Source organism: Mesorhizobium sp. C264A (assembly GCF_040324515.1).
Classification (GTDB): Bacteria; Pseudomonadota; Alphaproteobacteria; order Rhizobiales; family Rhizobiaceae; genus Mesorhizobium.
Genome location: NZ_JAMYVY010000002.1, coordinates 1,111,160 through 1,133,014, shown reverse-complemented (window position 1 = coordinate 1,133,014; position 21,855 = coordinate 1,111,160). Strand labels below are relative to the sequence as shown.

Below are 21,855 nucleotides of genomic sequence, written 5' to 3'. Positions count from 1 at the left end.
CGTTGCTCCCGGCTTTCGCTCAGTTCGCCGTAGCCGGAGCCGTGCGGCTGTCGACGGCGACGACGACGCTCAGGCCGGCGCGCAGCCTGCCTGCCTTCAGCACATCGGCCGGCACGTCGATGCGAACCGGGATGCGCTGCACCACCTTGGTGAAGTTGCCGGTGGCATTTTCCGGCGGCAGCAGCGAGAACACCGCACCCGAAGCCGGCGCCAGCGACGACACCGTGCCTTCGAAATCATGGCCGTCCGTGGCGTCGACCGAGACCCGCACCTTCTCACCGGGCACCAGCTTGGCCAGCTGCGTCTCCTTGATGTTGGCAACGATGTAGAGCTTGTCCAGCGGCACCACGACGGCGAGCTTCTGGCCGGGGCTGACGAGGTCGCCCTGCTCGACCGAGCGGTTGCCGACGACGCCGTCATAAGGCGCCTTGAGCACGGTGAAGGACAGATCGCGCGCGGCCTTGTCGCGGTTCAGCCGCAGCGAAGCCAGCGTGCTGGCCGATTCGGCGCGCTGCGCTTCGAACACGCCGATATTGGCCTGTGCGGCTGCAATCTGCGCGTCGGCGCCGACGAGGGCTGCATTGGCCTGGTCGAGAGCGGTCTGGGCGTCGTCCAGTTGCGCCTGTGTGCCGACATGCGTCTTGACCAGTTGCGCGGCGCGCTGCTGGGCGCGAGCGGCGTTGTCGGCTGCCGCCTGGTCGGCGACCTTCTGCGCCTGCGCCTGTTGCAGCGAAGCTTGCGCCGCCTTCGTCTGCGCGTCGATACGGTCGAGCGTCTTAGCCAGCGTGGCGATCTGCGCCTCCGCCTGGGCAACGGCTATTCTGTAGTCGCCGTCGTCGATCGTCAGCAGCGGATCGCCGGCCTTAACCTGCTGGTTCTCCGAGACCTTGACTTGATCGACATAGCCGGAAATCTTCGGCGAGACGAACGACATGTCGGCCTGGACATAGGCGTCGTCGGTCGAGATCAGGAACCGGCCGTCGGTCCAGTAATTATAGCCATACCAGGCGCCGGCGCTGAGCAGAGCGAGGCCGATGATCGGCAGCATCAACGAGCGAGCCGACCGCTTCTTCTTGGCCGGCACCTCGGCCAAAACTTCGGCGGCAGGCTTGATGGGCGCTTCCGGCGCTTCGATAACCGGCGAGACCTTGGCGTTGGGAAAGGGGCGGACTTCGGCGGTGGTTGGCGTGTTCGAGGACATGATATCTCGCTACCGTAGCTATATAAGGAAAATGTGTTATACTGAACCGTTCGGTTCGATGTGAACGTTGACATAGCGCTAAAGCAGGCCCATATCAAGAGCAATCGAACCGCTCGGTTCGAATTATTTTCGCGAGGTGTGACTTTAATGGCCGACACGTTACCCGACGTCGAAAATGATCCGTGCGATGTGCTGGATAGTGCGCGTCGCGGCCGCCCGGCGGCGGGCCAGGATCCGGTCAAGCGCAGCCAGATTATCGAGGGCGCGCGGCGCGTGTTCATCGACAAGGGCTTCGAAGCGGCGTCGATGAACGACATTACCCGCGAGGCCGGCGTCTCCAAGGGCACGATCTATGTCTACTTCGCCAACAAGGAAGAGCTGTTCGAGGCGCTGATCGAGGAAGAGCGCGGCACCATCTTCAAGAACATGTACGACATGCTCGACCGCGCTGACGATCTGCGCCAGACGCTGGTGAAATTCGGCAAGGTGCTGTCGATGAAGATCACCTCGGCCAAGGTCATCCAGGCGCAACGCACCGTGATCGGCGCCTCCGACAGGATACCCGACATGGGCGCGCGGTTTTACGAACGCGGCCCCAAACGCGGCCACGACAAGGTGGTCAAGTTCCTCAATGCAGCCATCGAACGCGGCCTGCTCAAGATCGATGATGTCGATCTTGCCGCCTATCAATTCACCGAACTGTGCCTCGCCGGCCTGTTTCGCCAGTGCATCTTCGCCTACCGCACCAAGGCGCCGAGCCAGGATGAAATCGACCACATCGTGCGGTCGGGCGTCAGCCTGTTCCTGAAGTCCTACGGCACCGAAAAGCTTGCCGAGGAAGAAAGCCATCAGATGATCGCGCTCGAGGCGAAGTCCAAGGCAAAGGCCTAGTTAGCCAAAGGTCTTTTTTCGCAACTCCGGACGGAAAACCGCTTCACACTTTTCCCGGAGTTGCTTTTAACCGCCATTGGCCGCCAGCACGATAGCCGCGCGCAGTTCGTCCAGACCCTCGCCCTTTTCCGACGACGTGGCGAGCACGAACGGAAACGCCGCCGGCCGCTTCTTGATCTTCAGTAATGTCTCTTCGATCAGCTGCGGCACGCCGGCGGCCTTGATCTTGTCGGTCTTGGTCAGCACGATCTGGTAGGACACCGCCGCCTTGTCGAGCAGCGACAGCACTTCGTCGTCCTTGGCTTTGATGCCATGGCGGGAATCGATCAGCACATAGACCCGCTTCAGCGTCACGCGGCCCTTGAGATAGTCGAAGACCAGCTTGGTCCAATCGTCCACCTTTTCCTTCGGCGCGCTGGCATAGCCGTAGCCCGGCATGTCGACCAGCGCCATTGGCGGCAGGTCGGTGCCTTCGCCGGAAAACCCGCCCGGCACGAAATAGTTGAGCTCCTGCGTGCGCCCCGGCGTGTTGGAGGTGCGCGCCAGCCCGTTATGGCCGACGAGCGCATTGATCAGCGACGACTTGCCGACATTGGAGCGGCCGGCAAAGGCGATCTCAGGCGGCCCCTCCGGCGGCAGGAACTTCATCGCCGGCACGCCGCGGATGAAGATCCACCCCTTGGTGAACAGGTCGGTGCCGATGACGGTGTTGCCCAGCGCGTTCAAATTGCTGCCTCCAGCCTGGAAATATCGGCGCCCCGGATGGCGTTGAGGTTGCGGCCGATCTTGTCCACCGGCCAATTCCACCACGCCACAGCCAGCAACCGCCGCACCGTCCTGTCGTCGAAACGCATCTTCACCACCTTTGCCGCATTGCCGGCGACGATCGCATAGGCCGGCACGTCATGCGTCACCACCGATTTCGCCGCCACGATGGCGCCATTGCCGACCGACACGCCGGGCATGATCACCGCATCCATGCCGATCCATACATCATTGCCGACCACCGTGTCGCCGCGCAGTTCCTGCGACCACGTCTTCGGGTCGAAGCCTTGCTCCCAGCCATGACCGAAAATGTTGAACGGATAGGTGGAAAAGCCGGACATGGCATGGTTGGCGCCGTTCATGATGAAGCGCGCGCCCTCCGCGATGGCGCAGAACTTGCCGATGATCAGCTTGTCGCCGATGAAGGGATAATGATGCAGCACGCATCGCTCGGCGAATTTGTCCGGTCCGTCAGGATCGTCATAGTAGGTGAACTCGCCGATCTCGATATTCGGCGCGGTGACCAGGGGCTTGAGGAAGCCGACGCGGGTGTGCATCGGGATCGGGTGTTTGATGTCTGGGTTGGGTCCGTCCATGGCGAGATCCGTCGAGAGTGGCGCAAATTAAAGCCGCCATTCTAGATGGCGTGATCCGCCCTATAGCACCAATCGCCCGATGAGCGAGCCCTGCTGGGCTTCGATGTTCACTTGGTGCCGCGGCAGATCACGATCAGGTCGACCGCAGCGCAGTCGCCTAAGGCGCCCTGAAACGAAAAACGGGGCCCTGCGAAGGACAAGCAGGACCCCGGTGGTGTCGAAGACGGCTTCAAAAGAATGGCACCTCGCCGTGAGGTGGGGAAGGCAGACCGAGAAAGCCCGTCGCAGCCCGCCGTCATTCGCCGTTGCCTAAAACCGTTACTTCGGCAACAGCACCTTGTTGACGACGTGGATGACGCCGTTCGACTGGTTGACGTCGGCGACCGTTACCTTGGCGGCGCCGCCGGATTCGTCGACGATATAAAGCGCGCCTTTTTTTACCTCGGCGATCAGCGTGTCGCCGCTGACGGTCTTCATTTCATACTTGCCACCCATCGCCTTGGCCTTGGTCATCATATCCTTGGCGGAGATCTTGCCGGCCACGACATGGGCGGTCAGGATCTTGGTCAGCTTGTCCTTATTTTCGGGCTTCACCAGCGTGGCGACGGTGCCGGCCGGCAGTTTCTTAAAGGCGGAATCGGTCGGCGCAAACACCGTGAAGGGTCCCGCGCTTTCCAGCGTGTCGACCAGGCCGGCGGCCTTGACGGCGGCAACCAGCGTCTTGTGGATCGGCGAGTTGAGGGCGTTCTCGACGATGTTCTTCGAGGTCAGCATCGCAGCGCCGCCAACGGCGGGATTGGCGAGCGTATAGGCCGTCGTAGCTGCGAGGCCCGATAGAGCCAGGCCGGCGGAAAAGCAGAATGCCTTGAGGATGGACTTTGCCATTGGAGAACCCTTCTGGTGCGACAATTGTTGATTCGATTGTCGGGAAGAGTTACGCGGCGATTGCGGGAAAGTTTCGGTGCAGAGTAAAAAACGATAATGATAACAAATACTTAAAGGCGAATGCCCATTCCACGCGCCGCATCCCCGCGATGGACATGACGGGGTCACGGATCAAAAACAGCGGTCTTCGGATTAGAGCTGATCGGTGTTGATCGGCCTTGGCGGTACAAGCAGCAGCCACGCCGGTTGCACGCCGCAAGTTTCGCGCCTCACGGGAACGTGATGCGCGCCTCGTCCAAAAAAGCCCCGGACGAGCCGGGGCTTTGATTGCCGGAATAGCGCCTTCTATTCAGCCGGCGAGGGTTTCTTTCGGAACAATGCCGTCAGATTGTCCCACAATTCGATCTTGGCGCCCTGGCGCTTCATGATCACGCCCTGCTGCAGGATCGACAGCGTGTTGTTCCAGGCCCAGTAGATGACGAGGCCGGCCGGGAAGCTGCCCATCATGAAGGTGAAGATCACCGGCATCCAGGTGAAGATCTGCGCCTGCGTCGGATCCGGCGGCGTCGGGTTCATGCGCATCTGCAGGAACATGGTGATGCCCATGACCACCGCCCAGGCGCCCATATGCGGCAGGAATGCCGGTGGCGCGAAGGGCAGCAGGCCGAACAGGTTGAAGACCGAGGTCGGATCGGGCGCGGCCAAATCCTGGATCCAGCCGAAGAACGGCGCGTGCCGCATCTCGATGGTGATGTAGAGCACCTTGTAGAGCGAGAAGAACACCGGGATCTGCAGCGCCACCGGCCAGCAGCCGGCGAGCGGATTGATCTTCTCGGTCTTGTACAGCTCCATCATCGCCTGTTGCTGCTTCATCTTGTCGTCCGCGTATTTCTCGCGGATCTCGAGCATCTTGGGCTGCACCTTCTTCATGTTCGCCATCGACGCATAGGATTTGTTGGCGAGCGGGAAGAAGAGGGTTTTGACGACGACCGTGGTGGCAAGGATGGCCAGGCCGAAATTGCCGAAGAATTTGTACAGCGTGTCGATCAGGTAGAACATCGGCTTGGTGATCCAGATGAACCACCCCCAATCGATCAGCCGGTCGAACAGCCTGATCTGCCGGTCCTGGGCGTAGGCGTTGATCTTGTTGACTTCCTTGGCGCCGGCGAAGATCTCGGTCTCCACCGTCGCCGACTGGCCGGCGGCAATGGTGATCGGGTCGGTGAGGAAGTCCGACTGGTAGCGCGGGCGGCCATTGTCGTAATAGGCATAGTGCGGCTGGAAGGGCTGCTTCTCGGTCGGCACCAGGGTGACCGCCCAGTATTTGTCGGTGATGCCAAGCCAGCCATCGGTCGATTTGCTCGGCGTATACAGCTTGTTCTTCTCGATGTCGGCGTATTTGTGCTCCTGCAGGCCTTCCGTGCCGGTGACGCCGATCAGGCCTTCATGCAGCACATAGGAGCTGGCAATGGCTGGCTTGTCGAAACGGATGACGCGGCCGTAATTGGACAGCGTGACCGGGGCCGAGCCTGAATTCTGCACCGCATCGGAAACGGTGAACATGTAGTCGCCGTCGACGGAGATCGTGCGCTTGAAGGTCAGGCCCTTGTCGTTGGTGAAGGTCAGCGTCACTGGCGTCGCCGGCGTCAGAGTCGCATTGCCGTCGACGCTCCAGACCGTTTCCGGGCCCGGCACCGTGCCGGTCGTGTCGCTGCCGACAAAGCCGATCTCGGCATAATAGCCGGTGGGCAGCGCCTGCGGATTGAGCAGCTGGATCTGCGGCGATGTCTTGTCGACCGTCTCGGTATAGTGCTTGAGCTTGAGGTCGTCGAGGCGGGCGCCGGTGAGGTTGATCGAGCCCGACAGGCTCGGCGTGTCGATGTTGACGCGGGCCGTCTTGGCCACTTCCTGCGCGCGGCCTTCCGGCGTCGTAACATAGGTGCCGGGCGCGTTTGGAATGGCGCCGGGCGCTGCGGGCGCCGGCGTGCCGCCGGGGTTGGCGGCCTCGGCCGCCTTCTTCTGCTCCGCCGCCCGCTGCTCTTCGATGCGGGCCGCCTCGCGCTGCTGTTCGCTGCGCGGCAGCACATAGAAATATTGCCACAGCCCGAGGATCAGCACCGACAAGACGATGGTGATGTAGAAGTTCCGGTTGTTTTCCATCGAAAGCCCTTGGCCTATCGTGTTCCGCTGAGACGGCGGGAGAGTTCGGCCTTCAACTGGCCGAACGGAATGGTGAGCACGTCTTCACGCCCGACGATGACATAGTCATTGCCGGGCGCCATGTCACTTGCGGCATGGGTGCGCACGGCTTCTTTCAGCCGCCGCCTGACGCGGTTGCGGACAACCGCATTGCCGACCTTCTTGGTGACGGTGAAGCCGACGCGCGGCGGCAGGCCGTCATTGCGGTCGAGAACTTCGACGAGAAAAAGCCGCCCGCGCCGCTTTTCACCGCGGCGGACGGCCAGGAATTCCGCACGTTTCAGAAGCCGCTTGGGGTTTGGTCCCACTGGCTTGCCGGTTGCGGGCAACGATCTCGTCTTCCGTTCAGGCGCTGAGCCGCTTGCGGCCGCGGTTGCGGCGAGCTGCGACGACGCCGCGACCACCCTTGGTGGCCATGCGAGCACGGAAACCGTGCCGGCGTTTGCGGACGAGTTTGGACGGTTGGTAGGTACGCTTCATTTGTTTTAATACCGCGGGGTGCGGCCCTTCTTGATTCTGTCACTGTGTAACAGGAGCTTTGCCGGGCCGGCATTGGCGCGATCGAAACCGCGCCGGGACGAATGGCCCGAGCGTGAGCGGCTTATAGAAAGAAGGGTTTTGGGAGTCAATCCAGCGCGAACGCCAGTTCGTCGCAGCGCGAACTGCCAGTTCGTCACGGCGCGACACCCCGTTCGTCGCGGCGCGAACACCCAGTTCGAGGCTATTTTTATTGCTGGCGCCATCGTCCAACGAAGGATGAAATTGGCAAAAAAGCCGCAATCACCTAATCTCAACCGATCAAGCGTTTGTGAAGACAGGCCTTAATGAGCGAAGTTGCATCAGCGGATGAAGGGAGCGGCCCGGCGACAGCCGATGCCAGCCCGGCGACCGTTCGCCCGGTTGCGAGCCGTTCGGTGCCCAATCGTTCAGTGCCCTTGGCGCGCGGCCTGTCGACCAAGCTGCTCTTGCTCACCATTGTCTTCGTGCTCCTGGCCGAAGTCCTCATTTTCCTGCCCTGGATCGCCAGCTACCGCCTGGCCTGGCTGAAGGAGAGGCTAAGCACCGCTGCCGCGGTGTCGATCGTGCTGGTGCAGGGTGAGCCCAATTCGCTCTCCCGCGCCGCCCAGAACGACGTGCTGATGGCAATCGGCGCCAAGGCGATCGCGGTGCGCGACGGCGGCGTATCGCGCCTGCTGGTGGTGGCCGAGATGCCGCCGCAGGTCGACGAGCACATCGACATCGCCAATGTCGGCATGATCAAGGGCATGACCGGGGCGCTGGATACGCTGTTCTTCGGCGGCAAGCGCATGCTGCGGGTGTTCGGCCCGGTCGGCGACAGCGACAAGGAATTCGAGCTGATCATGCCCGACTATTCCCTCCGCAACGCCATGCTGCGCTATTCGCGCAACGTCGCCTTCGTCTCGCTGCTGATCTCGCTGTTCACCGCAATGCTGGTCTATGCCGCGATCGACCTGATCATGATCGGCCCGATCCGCACCATGACGCGCTCGATGCTGTCCTTCTCCGAGGCGCCCGACGATCCAGGGCGCATCATCCACCCGGCCGCCCGTGCCGACGAGATCGGCGTTGCCGAGCGCGAACTGTCGCAGATGCAGGAACGGCTGCAAAAGATGCTGTCGGAGCAGAAGCATCTTGCCGATCTTGGCCTCGCCGTCTCCAAGATCAACCATGACATGCGCAACATCCTGGCCTCGGCGCAGCTGATGTCGGACCGCCTGCGCCTGGTCAAGGACCCGACGGTGCAGGCCTTCGCGCCAAAGCTGTTGCGCGCGCTCGACCGCGCCGTCTCCTATTCCGAAGGTGTGCTCCACTATGGTCGCACGCAGGAGCCGGCGCCCTCACGCCGCCGCTTGCGGCTGCGCCAGCTGGTCGACGACGTCCACGGCCTGCTCGACATCAAGGACGGCATCGAATTCGTCAATGCCGTCGAGCTCGCCTTCGAGGTCGATGCCGATTCCGACCAGCTGTTTCGCGTGCTCACCAATCTGTGCCGAAACGCGGTGCAGGCGATGGCGGCCGACGCCGAGAGCGCGCTGGTGCGCCGGCTCGCCGTATCGGCCGAGCGCATAGGCAGCGTAAGCCGCATCATTGTCACCGACACCGGTCCCGGCCTGCCGGCGAAGGCGCGAGAAAACCTGTTCGCGGCGTTTCGAGGCTCGGCCCGCAGCGGCGGCACCGGCCTTGGCCTGGCCATCGCGCACGAGCTGATCCGCGCCCATGGCGGCACGGTGGAACTGGTCGAATCGATCGGCGGCCGCACCACCTTCGCCGTCACCATCCCCGACCAGCCGGTCCGCCTCGACCAGGCCCGCAACGGCCTGCGCCGCCCTGCCTGAGCTGTATTGATATTCAGCCGAAGCCGGACTGAGCTGAATCTCAGCACCCCTTTGATCGGCACCGTCGAAAGCAGCTGCGACAAAACTTTTGCCGGATTGGCTTGCTTTTCGGAAATTCAGTCGCTAGGGAACACGTCTTGTCGCGGCCGGTCGTCAGGATCGGTTAGCGGGGCTATGTAAAGCATGGCCTGTTGCGCGCCCGTAGCTCAGCTGGATAGAGCACCAGACTACGAATCTGGGGGTCAGGAGTTCGAATCTCTTCGGGCGCGCCATTTCCGCCGAATCTGCGATTTCCTGCGATCCGCTAGCCGGTCTTGGGCTCGCATATGAAGAGCAGGTCGCGGAACACGTTGCCGAGCACCGCCTCATCCGAGTGCTGGAGAACTGGACGCCGCCTATTCCGGGCTTCTTCATTTATTACCCCAGTCGTCAGCCTGACTGCGCTATAAACGCGCTGCGATGTTCTTGAAACGGGAGAGTACGCGGCGACCGTTATCTGGGCGCAGCGACGCTGAATGCTCATTCACGCCGCCGCGCAGCACGCTCACTTTTCTTCCGCCTTTCCCGGATCAGGGCCCAATAGGCCTCGCTCCAGCCAGATACCGCTCATTGTCAAACGGCTCGGCGTGGGTGCTGCCCGGGCTCCACATGTGGCGGTGGGTCTCGGTCAGATTGCCGAGATAGGCATGCAGCGCGCCTGAGCGGGCGATGCCGGTGTTGGCCACCGCGTGCACGGTATCAGGGGTCATGTGCACCACCGCGGGCGCCGCGATGTCGTGGCGTTCCGGCGCATCGATCTCGCTGCCGTCGACGGGATAGATGAAGTTGGTCTCGCTGCCCTTGTAGATGCCGATCAGCGCATCCATCAGATGGTTGTGCGGCGGGTACCGCAGGCCGGGCGACAGCGTGATGTGGTAGATGGTCAAGTCAGGGCTGGCATGCAGCAGCACCTCATCGTCGTCTTCCTCATGCGCGAGCACGCCTGATGCATGGAAGCGGTCGGTGTGTTCGCGCAGCACCGCCTTGACCCGTTCGATGGCATGAGCACCTTTGGCTGCGTTGACGATACCGGCGGTTACGGCGTAGAGAGGCGAGTTGGCGGCAAGAGACATTTGTCGTCATCTCCATTGGGAAGCTCAACCAATACAGCTGAGATGCTCAGGCTAGCGAATGCCGACAGACCCGTCAACCGGATGGTCGAAACGGGCAAGCAGACTACGCGGGCAGACTACGCGGGCAGACCACGCGGGCAGACCACACGGGCAGGCAGATATGGCTCTTCCGAAATCAGTGTCACCGTCCGCCGTCAAGGCGCCGTCGACCGCCGACATATTGCGCAGCGAGGAAGCTTATGAGCAGCTGAAGAGCGACATCGTCGCCTGCGTCCTGCAACCCGGCGAAAGCCTGACCGAAAAGCAGATCGGCGACCGCTACCAGATCAGGAAGGCGACGATCCGCTCGGCTTTGGCCCGCCTGACGCAGGAAGGGCTGATCAAGAGCGAGCCGCGCCGCGGTTATGTCATCGCACCGCTTAGCCTGCGCGACGTCAACGAGATCTTCGACCTCCGCAGCCTGATCGAACCGGAAGTGTTCCGGGTGGCCGCGGCAAACCTCACCGAACGCGGGCTCGACGACATCAGGCTGGCGGCGCAGAAGGTGCTGAAGCCGGAGACGCTGCGCAGCCATGTCGCCTTTCTGGCGGCCGACCGCGCCTTTCGCCTGGCCCTGGCTGAACTCTCCGGCAATCTGCGGCTGGTTCGCCTGCTCGACCAAACGCTCGACCAGTCGGAGCGTGTCCTCCATCTCGGCTTCAAATCGCGCGACTTCACGCAAGCGATCATCGGCCAGCAGAAGGAGTTGGTGCTTGCCTGCGAGCTGGCCGAAGTCTCGGCCATCGCAAAGCTTGCCCGCTCGCAGTGCCTGTCGCTCAAGAAGCAGGTGCTCGAGGCCTTGCTCGCCGGCTCCAAGCTGCAGGACGCCAATTTGCAAAGCTTCGCCTGAGGCGCGAAGTCCGCGCTCTCTGGCCGATGCTTACTCGTCGATGAAGCGGATGTCCGCATCGGCAAGGCAATAGGGCGCGTAGCGGAAATCGCGGATATGGCTGACCTTTCCATCCTGCCAGTCGACCAGCATGAAGCCGCGCACGGCGTCATCTCCCGTTTGCGGGTTGCGGATCAGGATGGCCGGCCTGCGGTCGACGAAGCCGAGCGACAGCGCCCAGTCCTGGACACGGTCGTAATTGCCGAAATAGTTGGAAACCTGCGCCTTGCCGCGCATGCGGGTGCGGTTGACGACTTCAAGCTGGATATCCTCGGCGATCAACGCGCGCACGGCGTCGAAGTCGCGCGCGTTGAACAGGTCGACATAGCGGCGCAGGCGCCGCTCGTCGTCGGCGTCGAGCTTTGGGGCAGGCGCCTGCTCGTCCTGTGACGCCAGCAGGCGCAGCTGCGACCGCCCGCGATGCAGCGCTGCCTTGGTCGCGGCCAGCGTCGCGCCGGACACTTCGCAGGTTTCGTGCAGGCTGAGGCCAAGCACGTCGACAAGGATCACGGCGCTGCGCTGCACTGTTGCCAGCTGCATGAAGCTTCGCAGGCTGGCGGCGGTGGCGAGCCTCGCATCGGCGCTTGCGGAGGGGTCTTCGATCGTCGTCATGTCGGTCTCGCTCATGCGCGCCTGCTCCCGCTGGCGCCGGCGCAGATGATCCTGCGCGGCATTGTGGGCTATGCGGAACAGCCATTGCTCCGGACGCCCAACGGTGGCGTCGCCGTCGATGGCCTGCAGTGCCTTGATCAGTGTCTCCTGGACGATGTCCTCGCCATCGATCACCGAGCCGGCCATGCGGGCGCAGTAGCGGTGCAGCTTCGGTCGCAAGGCGCCGAGCATCGCCTCCAGGGCAACGCGGTCGAGTTTTGCTGTGTTCATCCTGTCCGTTCCCAAAATGCCGGTCTTTGCATTCAAGCCGGCACGACCTCGCCGGCCAGCATACGATAATTGCCGACGATCTTTGCCGGCGATCTGGCAAGCGGCGTCGAGCGGCGCCCGGCATGATCGGCGCTGAAGGCCTTGAAGGCTGCGAGCCCCGTCAGGCCGTCGCCATCCTGGCTGACAAGATGGATGAACTCGCCATTCTCCAGTTCCAGGACGAGGTAGCGCACGGATTGCGGCTTCGTGTCGTCGAGTGCCTCGAACACCTGTGCAACCAGCATACGGTTCTCGGCGATGCTTTCGTCCTTCACGCCGTAGCGGACGAGATTGTAGCCCATTGTCGTCTCCTGTTTTTCAACTCTGCACAGAGAAGACGTTTCGCGGCCTCGAAAAGATTCGTCGCCCGGCGAATCTTTTCGATCGTCCGGATCGTCTTTCCCGTCGACGGCTGCGCGGCAGCCGTCCAGGAGCAGGAGAGACCCATCATGCACATCCAGTTTGCCGAATTGCCGGTGTTCGACCAGGACCGCGCCAAGGCCTTCTACACCGGACATCTTGCTTGCCAAGTGGCGGAGGACCAGCTGATGGGCGACAGCGGCTGGCGCTGGATCGAGCTGACATTTCCCGGCGCCGTCACCAATTTGCATTTCGTCAAACGCCCCGATGACACGCCGGGCACTGAGCCCGTGCTGGTGCTCGTTGATGGCGATGTCGAGGCAACGGTCGCGGGCCTGAAGGCGCGCGGCGTCGAAATCATCACCGAGCCGCAGGAAGCGCCTTGGCAGCCGGGCCGCACAGTCGCCGAATTCCGCGACAGCGAGGGCAACCGCATGGTTGTCGCCAGCAAATGATCGGACCCGGCGCAAAGCCGAACTTTGACATGAGAACAACAGGAGAGATGGACATGACCCCCCAAACGTCGACGCTGAAAGTACCGGGCGCCAGCCTCTATTATGAGATGCGCGGTTCCGGCCCCGTACTGTTGATAATCCCCGGCGGACCGCAGGACGCCGGCGTCTTCGCCGATGTCGCGGGCCACCTCGCCGACCGCTACACGGTGGTCGCCTATGATCCGCGCGGCAATTCGCGCAGCACCTTCGACGGAGAGCCGCAAGAGCAGGACCTCGATGTCCATGGCGACGATGCCGCGCGATTGATCGAGGCGCTTGGCGCCGGACCGGCCTATGTGTTCGGCACCAGCGGCGGCGCCCAGATCGGGCTCAACCTCGCCGCCCGCCATCCCGGCCGGGTTCGTGCACTGGTGGCGCATGAGCCGCCCAGCATGATGCTGCTCGACGACCCGTCGCCGTCACTGGCCGGCATGCGCGACCTGCACGACACCTATCGCAGCCAGGGTGTCGAGGCGGCGATGCAGAAATTCTTCAGCGAGAACAGCCTGTCGGAAGGGCCGGGTCAGGATGAAGCCGGGCCGCAGGACGGACCGCCTTCGTTCGAACCGTCGCCCGAGGAGGCCGAGACCTTTGCCAGGGTCAGCGGCAATTTCGAATACTGGCTGGCGCATGGCGTCATGCCGCTGTCGCTCTACCGTCCCGATATCGAGGCGCTGCGCGGCCGCCCGGTCGTGGTCGGCATCGGCGAAGAGTCCATCGGCCAGCCGATCGACGGCATGGGCAAGGCGCTGGCCGACGGGCTCGGCAGCAAGCGCGCCGCCTTCCCCGGCGACCACATGGGCTTTGCGCCCTATCCCGACCGCTTCGCCGAGACCTTGCACCTGACGCTCAGAGGCGCGTGAGATCGTCAGTTCAACAGGAAAGGAGCGTCCGCATGCACAATGCGGACGCCCTTCTCCCATGAAATTACCCGCTAAGATTGCTGTATCAGACGGCCTCCCAGCCTTCCTTGCCGCCGGCGCGGAAGATGGCGTCGATGACCTTCTGGTTGAGCACGGACTCCTCCAGCGTGAAGACACGCTCCTTGCCACCCTGTGCCGCCCTGGCAAACGTCTCGACCTCGCGCCGGTATTGCTGCGTGCCGGGAAAGCGGAACACCTGCGCCTCCGTATGGTTCTGGTTGTGCAATTCGATGCGGTGATGGTCGTAGAGCCCGGCATTGAACGGCGAGAACACCTCGATGAAACCCTTCTCGCCGTGGAACACCATCACCTGCCGCGCCGCCATCTGCGTCGACAGATAGAAGGACAGTTCGAAATCGCCGAAATCGGCGCGGATCGAGGAATAGATGTCGGTGCCGAATTTCTTGTCGCGCTCGATCGTCGCCTGCACGCGCAGTGGCTCCTTGCCGCTCGAAAACCGCGTCGACACCGTCGGATAGACGCCGATATCAGGCAGCGCGCCGCCGCCGAGATCGAGCTGGTTGCGCATGTTGGTGGGATCGACATTGTAATAGGAGAAGGCGCCCTGCACATGGCGCAGCCGGCCGATGGCGCCATCGGCGATGAGATCGCGCACCTTGATCCATTGCGGGTGGTAGATGACCATGAAGGCCTCGCAGACCAGCACCTTCTTCTGGTCGCGCAGCTTGATCAGCGGTGCGATATTCTTGGCGTCGAGCGCCAGCGGCTTTTCCACCAGCACATGCTTGCCCGCTTCGATGGCCTTGGCCGTCCACTCGACATGCTGCGAGGTCGGCAGCGGGATGTAGACGCCGTCGACGTCTTTCGAAGCGAGCAGCTCCTCATACGAACCAAAGGCATGCCTGGCGCCGAACCGCTCGCCCAGGGCCTCGGCCTTCGACAGGTCGCGGCTGGCGATCGCGGACAAAACGCCATTCTCGGCCTCGACGATTGCCGGCAACAATTGCTCGCGGCCGATCTTGGCCGTCGACAAAACACCCCATCGGAACATCAGGCTTCTCCTATCGATTTACAGGCGAGGAGGTTTGCCCGAAATTGCAGGAAAAGCCAATGCGGATCGCTGGTCCTGCTAGCCTCGCTTGCCCGTTAGCGTCATGTCGAAATTGACGATATTCGAATAGATCGGCGTGCCGACATCCATGCCGTACCGGGAGCGCAGCACCTTGCCGGTGACGTGGAATTTAATGACGCCGCCCTTCAGCCCGCCGAGCTCGGCAGTGAACTTTTCCGCAAACGTCTTGCCGCGCGCCGTCAGCCGGCCGCTGACCAGCGCCGTGGTGTCGCTGGTTCGGGTTACGCTGGTCGAGCGGAACTGGATTTCGGGGCTGTTGGCCACGTCGAACACCGCATCGGAGCGCAGGAAGGCGTCGATGCGGCCCTGGCCGGTGCCGACGCTTTCGGGATAGATGGTGAAGTTGACCGCGGAACGGCCGACATCGCTGTTGTCGATGCGGATGGAGCCCTTGAAGCGGCCAAAGGCGCCGTCGAGGCCGCCGCCACCGACCTTGCCGATGGAGAAGCGAATGCTGGAGCTGGCCGGGTTGACCGTGTAGCTGCCGGCGGCGTCGCCGAGGTCCACAGCGGCGGAGACAGGCATGGCAAGGCAAGCGGCAACAGCCGCCAATCCGAAGATGCGCGCATACATGGGTTTTGTCCTTACTGGGGCAGGCGAAGTGTTGCGCCCTCACTCCAATGAACGAATGCGCGGCGCGCGCTATTCCATGTCCTGATCTGACGAAGGCGTGATCATGCGCGTGAGCACGCTGTCGCGCAGCCAGAAATGATGCCGCAGCGCCGCCAGCGCATGCAGCGCAACCAAGGCAATGCCGGCATAGGCGAGATACCAGTGTGCTGCCGCCCAGAAGTTTTCCGCCGCATCGGACACGCCGAGCGGCAGGTTCGGCATCACGAAAAGGTTGAACGGCATGCTGGGGATCTCCAGCATCGACACCGAAACCAGTGCCCAGCCGGACAGCGGCACCGCGAGCTGGAAGCCATAAAGTGCCAGATGCGCCAGCGGCGCCGTCCGACGCTCCAGGCCTCCGACCGAGGCCGGCAAGGCCGGGGCCGCATTGCCGAGCCGCCAGGCAATGCGCAGGATGAGGAGGCCGAGCAGCAGGAAGCCGAAGGATTTGTGCAGCTGGATCAGCTCGAAGGCGGTGCGCTGGCTGGTCAACCGCACCATGATGAAGCCGAGCATGAACTGGCCGATGAACAGGATGCCGATCAGCCAGTGGAGGACGATCGCCGCCCAGCCGTAGCGGGTTGAGTTGTTGGTGATGAATGCCGGCATGGCTGGTGAACGAATGGCAGCTGGGCTTTCTTCCACCCTCCCCACAAGGGGGAGGTGGCTAAGCACCGACCTTGAAGAAATCCACAAACGCCCGCAGCGCCGGGCGCATCTGGCGGCGGCTGGGGTAGTAGACGAAGAAACCGTCGAAGGGCGGACACCAGTCTTCCAGCACGCGGATCAAGCGGCCGTCGGCGAGCGGCGCGCGCACATAATCGTCGAAGACGAAGGCGAGCCCTGCGCCGTCGACCGCTGCCTGGGCGATCAGATGGTCTTCGTCGAGGATCAGCGGCCCTTGCGCCGCGATCTCGATCTCTTCGCCATCCTTCTCGAATTCCAGCGGTAAAGAATGCCGCTGGAAAAACGGAAGCGGATGCAGCGGTGGTCGGCAAGATCGCGCGGATGGCGGGGTCTTGGCATGGTCGCGAAATAGGATGGCGCGCCGACCGCGGCGCCGCGAAGGTCCGGTCCGATGCGCACCGCGATCATGTCGCGCTGCAGGCTCTCACCGAGCCGCACGCCGGCATCGAAGCCGCCTTCGACGACGTCGGTGAAGCGATCCTCGATGACGATTTCCAGCACGATGTCGGGATAGGCCGCGGCAAAGCCGCCGAGCCTGGGCGTCAATGCCAGGTGGGCCGCGGTGCGCGGCACGGTCAGCCGCAGGTTCCCGGCCGGCCGGTCGCGCGCCTCGATCGCCGTTTCCAGCGCCAGATCGATCTCGGACAGCGCCGGCCGCAGCCGTTCGAGCAGCTGCGCGCCCTCCTCCGTTGGTGCCACGCTGCGGGTGCTGCGCGCCAAAAGCCGCACGCCGAGCCGCGCCTCCAGGCTGGACACGGCATGGCTAACTGCCGAGGGCGCGATGGCCAGTTCGCGCGCCGCGCCGCGAAAACTACCGCATTGGGCGACTGTTGCCAGTACAGCGAGTTGAGAAAGATGCGCTCGGTTCATTGCTCTATTTTATAGAACAGCCCGTGCGAATGACAGCCAATTATCGAACGTAAAGCCAGGCGCTATCTCTGTTTCATCGCAACAAGGAGATGCGCCATGAAAACCCGCAAACTTGGTACTGAGCTCGAAGTCTTCCCCGTCGGCCTCGGCTGCATGGGCATGAGCTTCGCATATGGCGGTCAGGCAGAGGTTGACGCAATCGCCACGCTGCGCCGCGCTGTCGAGATCGGCGTGACGTTTTTCGACACCGCCGAAGTCTATGGTCCCTTTGAGAACGAGATCCTTCTCGGCAAGGCGTTGAAGCCGGTGCGCGACAGGGTGACGATCGCGACCAAATTCGGCTTCAAGATTTCCGAGGAAGGCTCAGGCCTCGAACGCATGGTCGGCGTCGACAGCCGCCCGGAGCACGTCAAGGCGGTGGCGGAAGCCTCGCTGAAGCGGCTCGATACCGATGTTATCGACCTCTACTACCAGCACCGCGTCGATCCCGACGTGCCGATAGAGGACACGGTCGGTGCCATGGCCGAGCTGGTGCGCGATGGCAAGGTGCGGGCGCTGGGCCTGTCGGAGGTCAGTGCCGCCACCATCCGCCGGGCGCACGCCGTGCATCCGATCGCTGCCGTGCAGAGTGAGTACTCGCTTTGGAGCCGCGACCCCGAAGACGAAGTGTTCGATGTCTGCCGCGAACTCGGCATCGGCTTCGTCCCCTACAGCCCGCTCGGTCGCGGCCTGCTCACCGGCACCATCGCCAAGCCCGAGGCCCTCAGCGACGACGATTGGCGCCGCACCTTGCCGCGTTTCCAGGCCGACGCCATGGCGGCAAACGCCAAGGTCGTTGCGACGCTGGAAAAGCTGGCGGTGGAAAAAGGCGTCACATCGGCGCAGCTGGCGCTGGCTTGGGTGCTGCACCAGGGCGACTTCATCGTGCCGATCCCCGGCGCAAGAAAGATACGCCATCTCGAGCAGAACACGGCGGCGGTCGGGATCGAGCTGAGCGCGGCCGAGGTGGCGGCGATCGGCGACGCGCTGTCGCCGGATAAGGTGGTTGGCAAGCGCTATACGGAGGAACTGTTGGCGCTGGTGAATGGGTGAACAAGCGGGGGAGCTTGGCGCCCTGAGAAGTCAGCGCGCGGCACCCCCCTCTGTCCTGCCGGACATCTCCCCCGCAAGGGGGGAGATCGGCTGTCGTCGCTGTTTTCGCCAATCACCAACGTTGCAGAAAGTGCGCCAACGATGAAGCTGCCAATCTCCCTCCTTGCGGGGGAGATGGCCGGCAGGCCAGAGGGGGGTGCCTCGCGCCGCCATTTCGTATCACCAAGGCACCACCGTAATCTCCGGCCAGCACGCCTTCGCCCTCGCCCCCTTCGCCTCATGCGTGCGCCTGTTATCCATCAGCCGGTTGGGCGTGATGCGAAACGCGAAGAGGTCATCCAGCCCGAACGGCGCCACGACCTCAAGCTGCCCATCGGCATCGTATCGCACCCCGACCGCATGCGTCTTCGAAGCAAAATAGCTCACCGACTCGCTGGAACTCGTATAGCGCGGGCAGGGCTGGCCGAATTTCTGCGGATACCACAGATGCACCCGTGCCTGGTTGCGCACCTCGGCCGGCAGAGCCAGCCCCTCGAAATGCTGCGCGGCTCGACGGATGACCGCGTCCTCGGCCTCGTAGGACAGGTCGCTGTCATCGAAGTAGAAGAGATCGACATCCTTGATGCCGTAGCCCGATGGCTTGCCGGTCAGATGGTTCCAGACGGAATTATAGAGCGCGCCTGAAACCACCAGCCAATCCGGCAGGTCAAGCGAGCGTGCCTGCGCCAGCGCGTCGCGAACCAGTGGATCCGCCGACACGATGGCGAGAAGCGCTTCGCGTTGTGCTTCGAACGAGAACCCGGAATAGCGCAGATGATCCATCACCCTTTGGAGGGCGATTCGCTGTCGATCCGCAATCCGGACACTTGAGATCTTATCTCATTGCGGAGTCAGAATTCGTACTGAGTATGAAGAAAACTCTTGCGTACTCAGTACGCAACTGATACTCCGTGCCACGAAAATGGAGATTCCAATATGACACCGGAACAGTTCAAGGCTTGGCGCAAGGATCTCGGGCTATCGCAAGAAGCTGCAGCCGCAGTTCTCGGCGTCTCACGTGGTTCCATCGAAAATTACGAGCGCGGTAGCAGGCGCGAGGATCAACGCCCCGTCGAGATACCTACCAACGTCGTTCGGCTTGCGGTGCTCATCGCATACCGAAAGGATATCAACGCCCGGATCGAGGTCCTCGAACGGCAAGTTGAATTGCTTGAAACAGGGCATTTGAAAACAAGAGAAAGCACTATCGAGCATCCCGAATGGCGCGACACCACACAAACAGATATTGAGCACGCCCAGGAACACATCAGGATGTATCAAGGTATTCTGTCGAGGCTGGACGTGACCGCGTAGGAGCCCGCGCGGTTTTACGACCTGAGCTTCCGTTTCAATCCGGCCTTGCCCTAGCAAATCAACTCCCAGTAGGAGGGCGATTCGCCACCCCTGCCGGCAATCCCTTTACGTCCTCAGCACGCCGCCCGTTTGCTTGCCAACATTGTCGACGATGCGCTTGGCCAGCGCCTCGAAATCCTCGTCGGTGAGCGTCTTTTCAACCGGCTGGATAGATACTTCGATGGCAACCGACTTCTTGGCGGTCCCGAGAGATGCCCCCTCGAACACATCGAACACCGAAACGCCGGTGACCAGCTTCTTGTCGGCGGCGAGCGCCGCGCGCACCAGCGCGCCGGCCTCCACCGTCTTGTCGACGACGAAAGCAAAGTCGCGCTTCACCGCCTGGAAGGCGGACAGCTCCAGCTTCGGCTTGGTTTTCGTCGGCTTGGCCTTCGGTTCCGGCACGGCGTCGATATAGACCTCGAAACCGCAGATCGGTCCGGAAACGTCCAACCCCTCCAGCGTCTTCGGGTGGAACTCGCCGAAGGTGCCGAGCACTGTCTTCGGGCCGAGCTTGATCGTGCCGGAGCGGCCGGGATGATACCAGGCCGGACCGCCTGGCTCGATCTGCAGCCTGTCGACCGGCGCGCCGCAGGCTTCCAGCGCTGCAATCGCGTCGGCTTTGGCGTCGAACACGCCGACCGGACCGGAATTGCCGGCCCAACTGCGGCCGGAACCGTCGAGCTTGGCGGTGCCGCGGCGCACACCGGCGGCAACGCGCCGCTGCTGGTCGGGGCCGTCGCCCTCATAGGTACCGGAGACCTCGAACAGCGCGACATCGCCGATCCCCTTGTCGGCATTGCGCTGCGCGGCGACGATCAGGCCGGGCAACAACGAGGGCCGCATATCGGACATGTCGGCTGCAATCGGATTAGCGAGCTTCAGCGCCGTCTGGCCGCCGCCGAACAGTTCGGCGTGTCTGGCCGGGATGAACGACCAGGTGAGAACCTCCAGCATGCCCCGCACGGCGAGCGAGCGCTTGGCAATGCGGGTGCGCACCTGCAGGGTCGTCAGGATCTTGGAATTGACCGCGTCATGAGCGCCGAGCGGCTGCGGCGCGATGTTGTCGACGCCGTGAATGCGCATGACTTCCTCGACCAGGTCGGCTTTGCCATCGACATCGGGCCGCCAGGACGGCACCGCCACATCGACGATGTCGTCCGAGCCCTGCGGCTCGAAGCCGAGGCGCGAAAGGATGTCGAGGCTTTCCGCCTTCGGCACTTCGGTGCCGGTCAGCCGCTTTACTTCCGAGATCGGGAAGGAAACGATCTTAGGCTTGTAGCCGGCATAGCCAACGACCTCGGTTTCCGTCGGCTCGCCGCCGCAGAACTCCAGCACAAGCTTTGTCGCCAGCTCGACGCCGGGCACCATGAATTCTGGGTCGACGCCACGCTCGAAACGGTAACGGGCATCGGTGATGATGCCGAGCGTACGGCCAGTGCGGGCCGTGGTGATCGGATCCCAAAGAGCGGATTCGATCAGCACGTCCGTGGTGCTCTCGTCGCAGCCGGAATGCTCGCCGCCCATGACACCGGCGATCGATTCGACGCCATTATCATCGGCGATCACGCACATCTGCGGCGTCAGCGTGTATTCGCGCCCGTCGAGCGCCAGCACCTTCTCGCCGTCGCGTGCGCGGCGCACGACGAGATTGCCGGCGACCTTCTTGGCATCGAACACATGCAGCGGCCGGCCACGGTCGAAGGTGACGTAGTTGGTGATGTCGACCAGCGCGCTGATCGGGCGCAAGCCGATGGCGATCAGCCTTTGCTGCAGCCATTTCGGCGACGGCCCGTTCTTCACGCCTTTCACCAGGCGCAGCGCGAAACCGGGGCAGAGCTCCGGCGCCTCGATGGTCACCTTGACCGGCGTTTCACCTTTGCCAAGGACCGCTTCGACCGGCGCGGTCTTGAGCCGGCCAAGCCCGCTTGCCGCCAGGTCCCGGGCGACGCCGTAAATGCTGGTCGCATCCGGCCGGTTCGGCGTCAGATTGATCTCGATCACCGGATCGTCGAGATGCGCGTAAGCCGCGAAGCTGGTGCCGACAGGCGCATCGGCCGGCAGGTCGATAATGCCATTGTGCTCATCCGACAGCTCCAGCTCGCGCTCGGAACACATCATGCCATGGCTCTCGACGCCGCGGATCTTGCCGACGGTCAGCGTCACGTCGATACCGGGCACATAGGCGCCGGGCGCGGCGAAGGCGCCGATCAAGCCGGCGCGGGCATTCGGCGCACCGCACACCACCTGGACAGGGGCTGCGCCATTGCCGGTGTCGACGGTCAGCACCCGCAGCCGGTCGGCGTCGGGATGCTGCACCGCCGTCAGCACCTTGGCGATGACGAACGGCTTCAGGCCGGCCTTGTCGTCGACATGCTCGACTTCGAGGCCGATCGAGGTCAGCCTCTCGACGATCTCGTCGAGCGTGGCGTCGGTGTCGAGATGATCCTTGAGCCAGGAAAGGGTGAGTTTCATCA

Annotated in this window: 22 protein-coding genes, 1 tRNA gene and 2 pseudogenes; 9 read left to right on the top strand and 16 right to left on the bottom strand. The window is 63.1% G+C overall.

Annotated features, from left to right (window positions below; translation table 11 throughout):
• Positions 1 to 19: 19 nt before the first annotated feature.
• Entirely contained in the window at positions 20 to 1,201 is a 1,182-nt protein-coding gene (locus tag NKL04_RS24465) for an HlyD family secretion protein (RefSeq protein WP_023701988.1), read from the bottom strand.
• A 147-nt stretch (positions 1,202 to 1,348) separates the two neighbouring features.
• On the opposite strand from NKL04_RS24465, the gene NKL04_RS24460 reads away from it, so the two are divergent.
• On the top strand, positions 1,349 to 2,092 hold the full coding sequence (locus NKL04_RS24460) for a TetR/AcrR family transcriptional regulator (protein WP_023681357.1): 744 nt from the start codon (positions 1,349 to 1,351) through the stop codon (positions 2,090 to 2,092).
• A 66-nt stretch (positions 2,093 to 2,158) separates the two neighbouring features.
• Here the strand turns inward: NKL04_RS24460 and yihA are convergent, their stop codons facing one another.
• The 6 genes from yihA to rpmH form a co-directional block, all read right to left on the bottom strand.
• On the bottom strand, positions 2,159 to 2,818 hold the full coding sequence (gene yihA, locus NKL04_RS24455) for a ribosome biogenesis GTP-binding protein YihA/YsxC (protein ID WP_023673242.1): 660 nt from the start codon (positions 2,816 to 2,818) through the stop codon (positions 2,159 to 2,161).
• A complete protein-coding gene (locus NKL04_RS24450; RefSeq protein WP_023701989.1) occupies positions 2,815 to 3,453 on the bottom strand; it encodes a CatB-related O-acetyltransferase in 639 nt (212 codons plus the stop codon). The genes yihA and NKL04_RS24450 overlap by 4 nt, the downstream gene beginning before the upstream one ends.
• 318 nt (positions 3,454 to 3,771) lie before the next feature.
• Positions 3,772 to 4,338 carry a fasciclin domain-containing protein gene (locus NKL04_RS24445; protein ID WP_023673244.1) on the bottom strand — a complete coding sequence of 189 codons (567 nt, stop codon included), beginning with the start codon at positions 4,336 to 4,338 and terminating at the stop codon, positions 3,772 to 3,774.
• A 345-nt stretch (positions 4,339 to 4,683) separates the two neighbouring features.
• Positions 4,684 to 6,498: a membrane protein insertase YidC gene (gene yidC / locus NKL04_RS24440; protein ID WP_023709266.1), complete on the bottom strand. Its 1,815-nt coding sequence runs from the start codon at positions 6,496 to 6,498 to the stop codon at positions 4,684 to 4,686.
• Positions 6,499 to 6,512: 14 nt separating this feature from the next.
• On the bottom strand, positions 6,513 to 6,866 hold the full coding sequence (gene rnpA, locus NKL04_RS24435) for a ribonuclease P protein component (RefSeq protein ID WP_023672264.1): 354 nt from the start codon (positions 6,864 to 6,866) through the stop codon (positions 6,513 to 6,515).
• A 16-nt stretch (positions 6,867 to 6,882) separates the two neighbouring features.
• Complete coding sequence (gene rpmH / locus NKL04_RS24430) at positions 6,883 to 7,017, bottom strand: 50S ribosomal protein L34 (protein ID WP_008833937.1); 135 nt, start codon at positions 7,015 to 7,017, stop codon at positions 6,883 to 6,885.
• Positions 7,018 to 7,361: 344 nt separating this feature from the next.
• Here rpmH and NKL04_RS24425 point away from each other — a divergent pair, with 344 nt between their 5' ends.
• From NKL04_RS24425 to NKL04_RS24415, 3 genes and pseudogenes are all read left to right on the top strand, one after another.
• Positions 7,362 to 8,894 carry an ATP-binding protein gene (locus NKL04_RS24425; protein WP_023702063.1) on the top strand — a complete coding sequence of 511 codons (1,533 nt, stop codon included), beginning with the start codon at positions 7,362 to 7,364 and terminating at the stop codon, positions 8,892 to 8,894.
• Positions 8,895 to 9,089: 195 nt separating this feature from the next.
• A tRNA-Arg gene (locus tag NKL04_RS24420) sits at positions 9,090 to 9,166 on the top strand.
• A 32-nt stretch (positions 9,167 to 9,198) separates the two neighbouring features.
• Positions 9,199 to 9,363 (top strand): annotated as a pseudogene (locus NKL04_RS24415) (LysR family transcriptional regulator); the annotation flags it as partial.
• A gap of 100 nt (positions 9,364 to 9,463) precedes the next feature.
• On the opposite strand, the gene NKL04_RS24410 reads toward NKL04_RS24415, so the two are convergent.
• A complete protein-coding gene (locus NKL04_RS24410; RefSeq protein ID WP_023702064.1) occupies positions 9,464 to 10,006 on the bottom strand; it encodes an autotransporter in 543 nt (180 codons plus the stop codon).
• Positions 10,007 to 10,166: 160 nt separating this feature from the next.
• Between NKL04_RS24410 and NKL04_RS24405 the strand changes: the two genes are divergently transcribed.
• Positions 10,167 to 10,895 carry a GntR family transcriptional regulator gene (locus tag NKL04_RS24405; protein ID WP_023672267.1) on the top strand — a complete coding sequence of 243 codons (729 nt, stop codon included), beginning with the start codon at positions 10,167 to 10,169 and terminating at the stop codon, positions 10,893 to 10,895.
• Positions 10,896 to 10,925: 30 nt separating this feature from the next.
• Here NKL04_RS24405 and NKL04_RS24400 read toward each other — a convergent pair whose 3' ends face one another.
• Positions 10,926 to 11,816 carry a sigma-70 family RNA polymerase sigma factor gene (locus tag NKL04_RS24400; protein WP_023672268.1) on the bottom strand — a complete coding sequence of 297 codons (891 nt, stop codon included), beginning with the start codon at positions 11,814 to 11,816 and terminating at the stop codon, positions 10,926 to 10,928.
• A gap of 32 nt (positions 11,817 to 11,848) precedes the next feature.
• Entirely contained in the window at positions 11,849 to 12,157 is a 309-nt protein-coding gene (locus NKL04_RS24395; RefSeq protein WP_023687449.1) for a hypothetical protein, read from the bottom strand.
• 147 nt (positions 12,158 to 12,304) lie between these two features.
• Between NKL04_RS24395 and NKL04_RS24390 the strand changes: the two genes are divergently transcribed.
• Together NKL04_RS24390 and NKL04_RS24385 are read left to right on the top strand one after the other, a co-directional pair.
• Positions 12,305 to 12,670 (top strand): VOC family protein, encoded by a 366-nt coding sequence (locus NKL04_RS24390; protein ID WP_023672270.1) that lies wholly within the window; start codon positions 12,305 to 12,307, stop codon positions 12,668 to 12,670.
• Between the two features lie 53 nt (positions 12,671 to 12,723).
• Positions 12,724 to 13,572 carry an alpha/beta hydrolase gene (locus NKL04_RS24385; protein ID WP_245261692.1) on the top strand — a complete coding sequence of 283 codons (849 nt, stop codon included), beginning with the start codon at positions 12,724 to 12,726 and terminating at the stop codon, positions 13,570 to 13,572.
• Between the two features lie 85 nt (positions 13,573 to 13,657).
• On the opposite strand, the gene NKL04_RS24380 is transcribed toward NKL04_RS24385, so the two are convergent.
• The 4 genes and pseudogenes from NKL04_RS24380 to NKL04_RS24365 form a co-directional block, all read right to left on the bottom strand.
• Entirely contained in the window at positions 13,658 to 14,644 is a 987-nt protein-coding gene (locus NKL04_RS24380) for a Gfo/Idh/MocA family protein (RefSeq protein WP_023681380.1), read from the bottom strand.
• Positions 14,645 to 14,722: 78 nt separating this feature from the next.
• Positions 14,723 to 15,298, bottom strand: coding sequence for a YceI family protein (locus NKL04_RS24375; RefSeq protein WP_023681381.1), 576 nt, complete (start codon positions 15,296 to 15,298; stop codon positions 14,723 to 14,725).
• 69 nt (positions 15,299 to 15,367) lie between these two features.
• The gene (locus NKL04_RS24370; RefSeq protein WP_023681382.1) at positions 15,368 to 15,946 is read right to left on the bottom strand and encodes a cytochrome b; all 579 of its coding nucleotides are present in this window, start codon (positions 15,944 to 15,946) and stop codon (positions 15,368 to 15,370) included.
• 58 nt (positions 15,947 to 16,004) lie between these two features.
• A pseudogene (locus NKL04_RS24365) lies at positions 16,005 to 16,894 on the bottom strand (LysR family transcriptional regulator).
• 96 nt (positions 16,895 to 16,990) lie between these two features.
• Here NKL04_RS24365 and NKL04_RS24360 point away from each other — a divergent pair.
• Positions 16,991 to 17,986 (top strand): aldo/keto reductase, encoded by a 996-nt coding sequence (locus NKL04_RS24360; RefSeq protein ID WP_023681384.1) that lies wholly within the window; start codon positions 16,991 to 16,993, stop codon positions 17,984 to 17,986.
• A 219-nt stretch (positions 17,987 to 18,205) separates the two neighbouring features.
• Here NKL04_RS24360 and NKL04_RS24355 read toward each other — a convergent pair whose 3' ends face one another.
• Positions 18,206 to 18,808 carry a nucleotidyltransferase family protein gene (locus NKL04_RS24355; RefSeq protein ID WP_023702065.1) on the bottom strand — a complete coding sequence of 201 codons (603 nt, stop codon included), beginning with the start codon at positions 18,806 to 18,808 and terminating at the stop codon, positions 18,206 to 18,208.
• A gap of 153 nt (positions 18,809 to 18,961) precedes the next feature.
• On the opposite strand from NKL04_RS24355, the gene NKL04_RS24350 reads away from it, so the two are divergent.
• Positions 18,962 to 19,339: a helix-turn-helix domain-containing protein gene (locus tag NKL04_RS24350; RefSeq protein WP_023702066.1), complete on the top strand. Its 378-nt coding sequence runs from the start codon at positions 18,962 to 18,964 to the stop codon at positions 19,337 to 19,339.
• A 105-nt stretch (positions 19,340 to 19,444) separates the two neighbouring features.
• Here the strand turns inward: NKL04_RS24350 and pheT are convergent, their stop codons facing one another.
• Complete coding sequence (gene pheT / locus NKL04_RS24345) at positions 19,445 to 21,853, bottom strand: phenylalanine--tRNA ligase subunit beta (RefSeq protein WP_023702067.1); 2,409 nt, start codon at positions 21,851 to 21,853, stop codon at positions 19,445 to 19,447.
• Between the last annotated feature and the right edge of the window lie 2 nt (positions 21,854 to 21,855).

What these genes read in the sequence shown, in the direction of transcription:
- NKL04_RS24465 (WP_023701988.1), bottom strand. Translation starts at nt 1,201, where the DNA reads ATGTCCTCGAACACGCCAACCACCGCCGAAGTCCGCCCCTTTCCCAAC.
- NKL04_RS24460 (WP_023681357.1), top strand. Translation starts at nt 1,349, where the DNA reads ATGGCCGACACGTTACCCGACGTCGAAAATGATCCGTGCGATGTGCTG.
- NKL04_RS24450 (WP_023701989.1), bottom strand. Translation starts at nt 3,453, where the DNA reads ATGGACGGACCCAACCCAGACATCAAACACCCGATCCCGATGCACACC.
- NKL04_RS24445 (WP_023673244.1), bottom strand. Translation starts at nt 4,338, where the DNA reads ATGGCAAAGTCCATCCTCAAGGCATTCTGCTTTTCCGCCGGCCTGGCT.
- yidC (WP_023709266.1), bottom strand. Translation starts at nt 6,498, where the DNA reads ATGGAAAACAACCGGAACTTCTACATCACCATCGTCTTGTCGGTGCTG.
- rpmH (WP_008833937.1), bottom strand. Translation starts at nt 7,017, where the DNA reads ATGAAGCGTACCTACCAACCGTCCAAACTCGTCCGCAAACGCCGGCAC.
- NKL04_RS24425 (WP_023702063.1), top strand. Translation starts at nt 7,362, where the DNA reads ATGAGCGAAGTTGCATCAGCGGATGAAGGGAGCGGCCCGGCGACAGCC.
- NKL04_RS24410 (WP_023702064.1), bottom strand. Translation starts at nt 10,006, where the DNA reads ATGTCTCTTGCCGCCAACTCGCCTCTCTACGCCGTAACCGCCGGTATC.
- NKL04_RS24405 (WP_023672267.1), top strand. Translation starts at nt 10,167, where the DNA reads ATGGCTCTTCCGAAATCAGTGTCACCGTCCGCCGTCAAGGCGCCGTCG.
- NKL04_RS24400 (WP_023672268.1), bottom strand. Translation starts at nt 11,816, where the DNA reads ATGAACACAGCAAAACTCGACCGCGTTGCCCTGGAGGCGATGCTCGGC.
- NKL04_RS24395 (WP_023687449.1), bottom strand. Translation starts at nt 12,157, where the DNA reads ATGGGCTACAATCTCGTCCGCTACGGCGTGAAGGACGAAAGCATCGCC.
- NKL04_RS24390 (WP_023672270.1), top strand. Translation starts at nt 12,305, where the DNA reads ATGCACATCCAGTTTGCCGAATTGCCGGTGTTCGACCAGGACCGCGCC.
- NKL04_RS24385 (WP_245261692.1), top strand. Translation starts at nt 12,724, where the DNA reads ATGACCCCCCAAACGTCGACGCTGAAAGTACCGGGCGCCAGCCTCTAT.
- NKL04_RS24380 (WP_023681380.1), bottom strand. Translation starts at nt 14,644, where the DNA reads ATGTTCCGATGGGGTGTTTTGTCGACGGCCAAGATCGGCCGCGAGCAA.
- NKL04_RS24375 (WP_023681381.1), bottom strand. Translation starts at nt 15,298, where the DNA reads ATGTATGCGCGCATCTTCGGATTGGCGGCTGTTGCCGCTTGCCTTGCC.
- NKL04_RS24370 (WP_023681382.1), bottom strand. Translation starts at nt 15,946, where the DNA reads ATGCCGGCATTCATCACCAACAACTCAACCCGCTACGGCTGGGCGGCG.
- NKL04_RS24360 (WP_023681384.1), top strand. Translation starts at nt 16,991, where the DNA reads ATGAAAACCCGCAAACTTGGTACTGAGCTCGAAGTCTTCCCCGTCGGC.
- NKL04_RS24355 (WP_023702065.1), bottom strand. Translation starts at nt 18,808, where the DNA reads ATGGATCATCTGCGCTATTCCGGGTTCTCGTTCGAAGCACAACGCGAA.
- NKL04_RS24350 (WP_023702066.1), top strand. Translation starts at nt 18,962, where the DNA reads ATGACACCGGAACAGTTCAAGGCTTGGCGCAAGGATCTCGGGCTATCG.
- pheT (WP_023702067.1), bottom strand. Translation starts at nt 21,853, where the DNA reads ATGAAACTCACCCTTTCCTGGCTCAAGGATCATCTCGACACCGACGCC.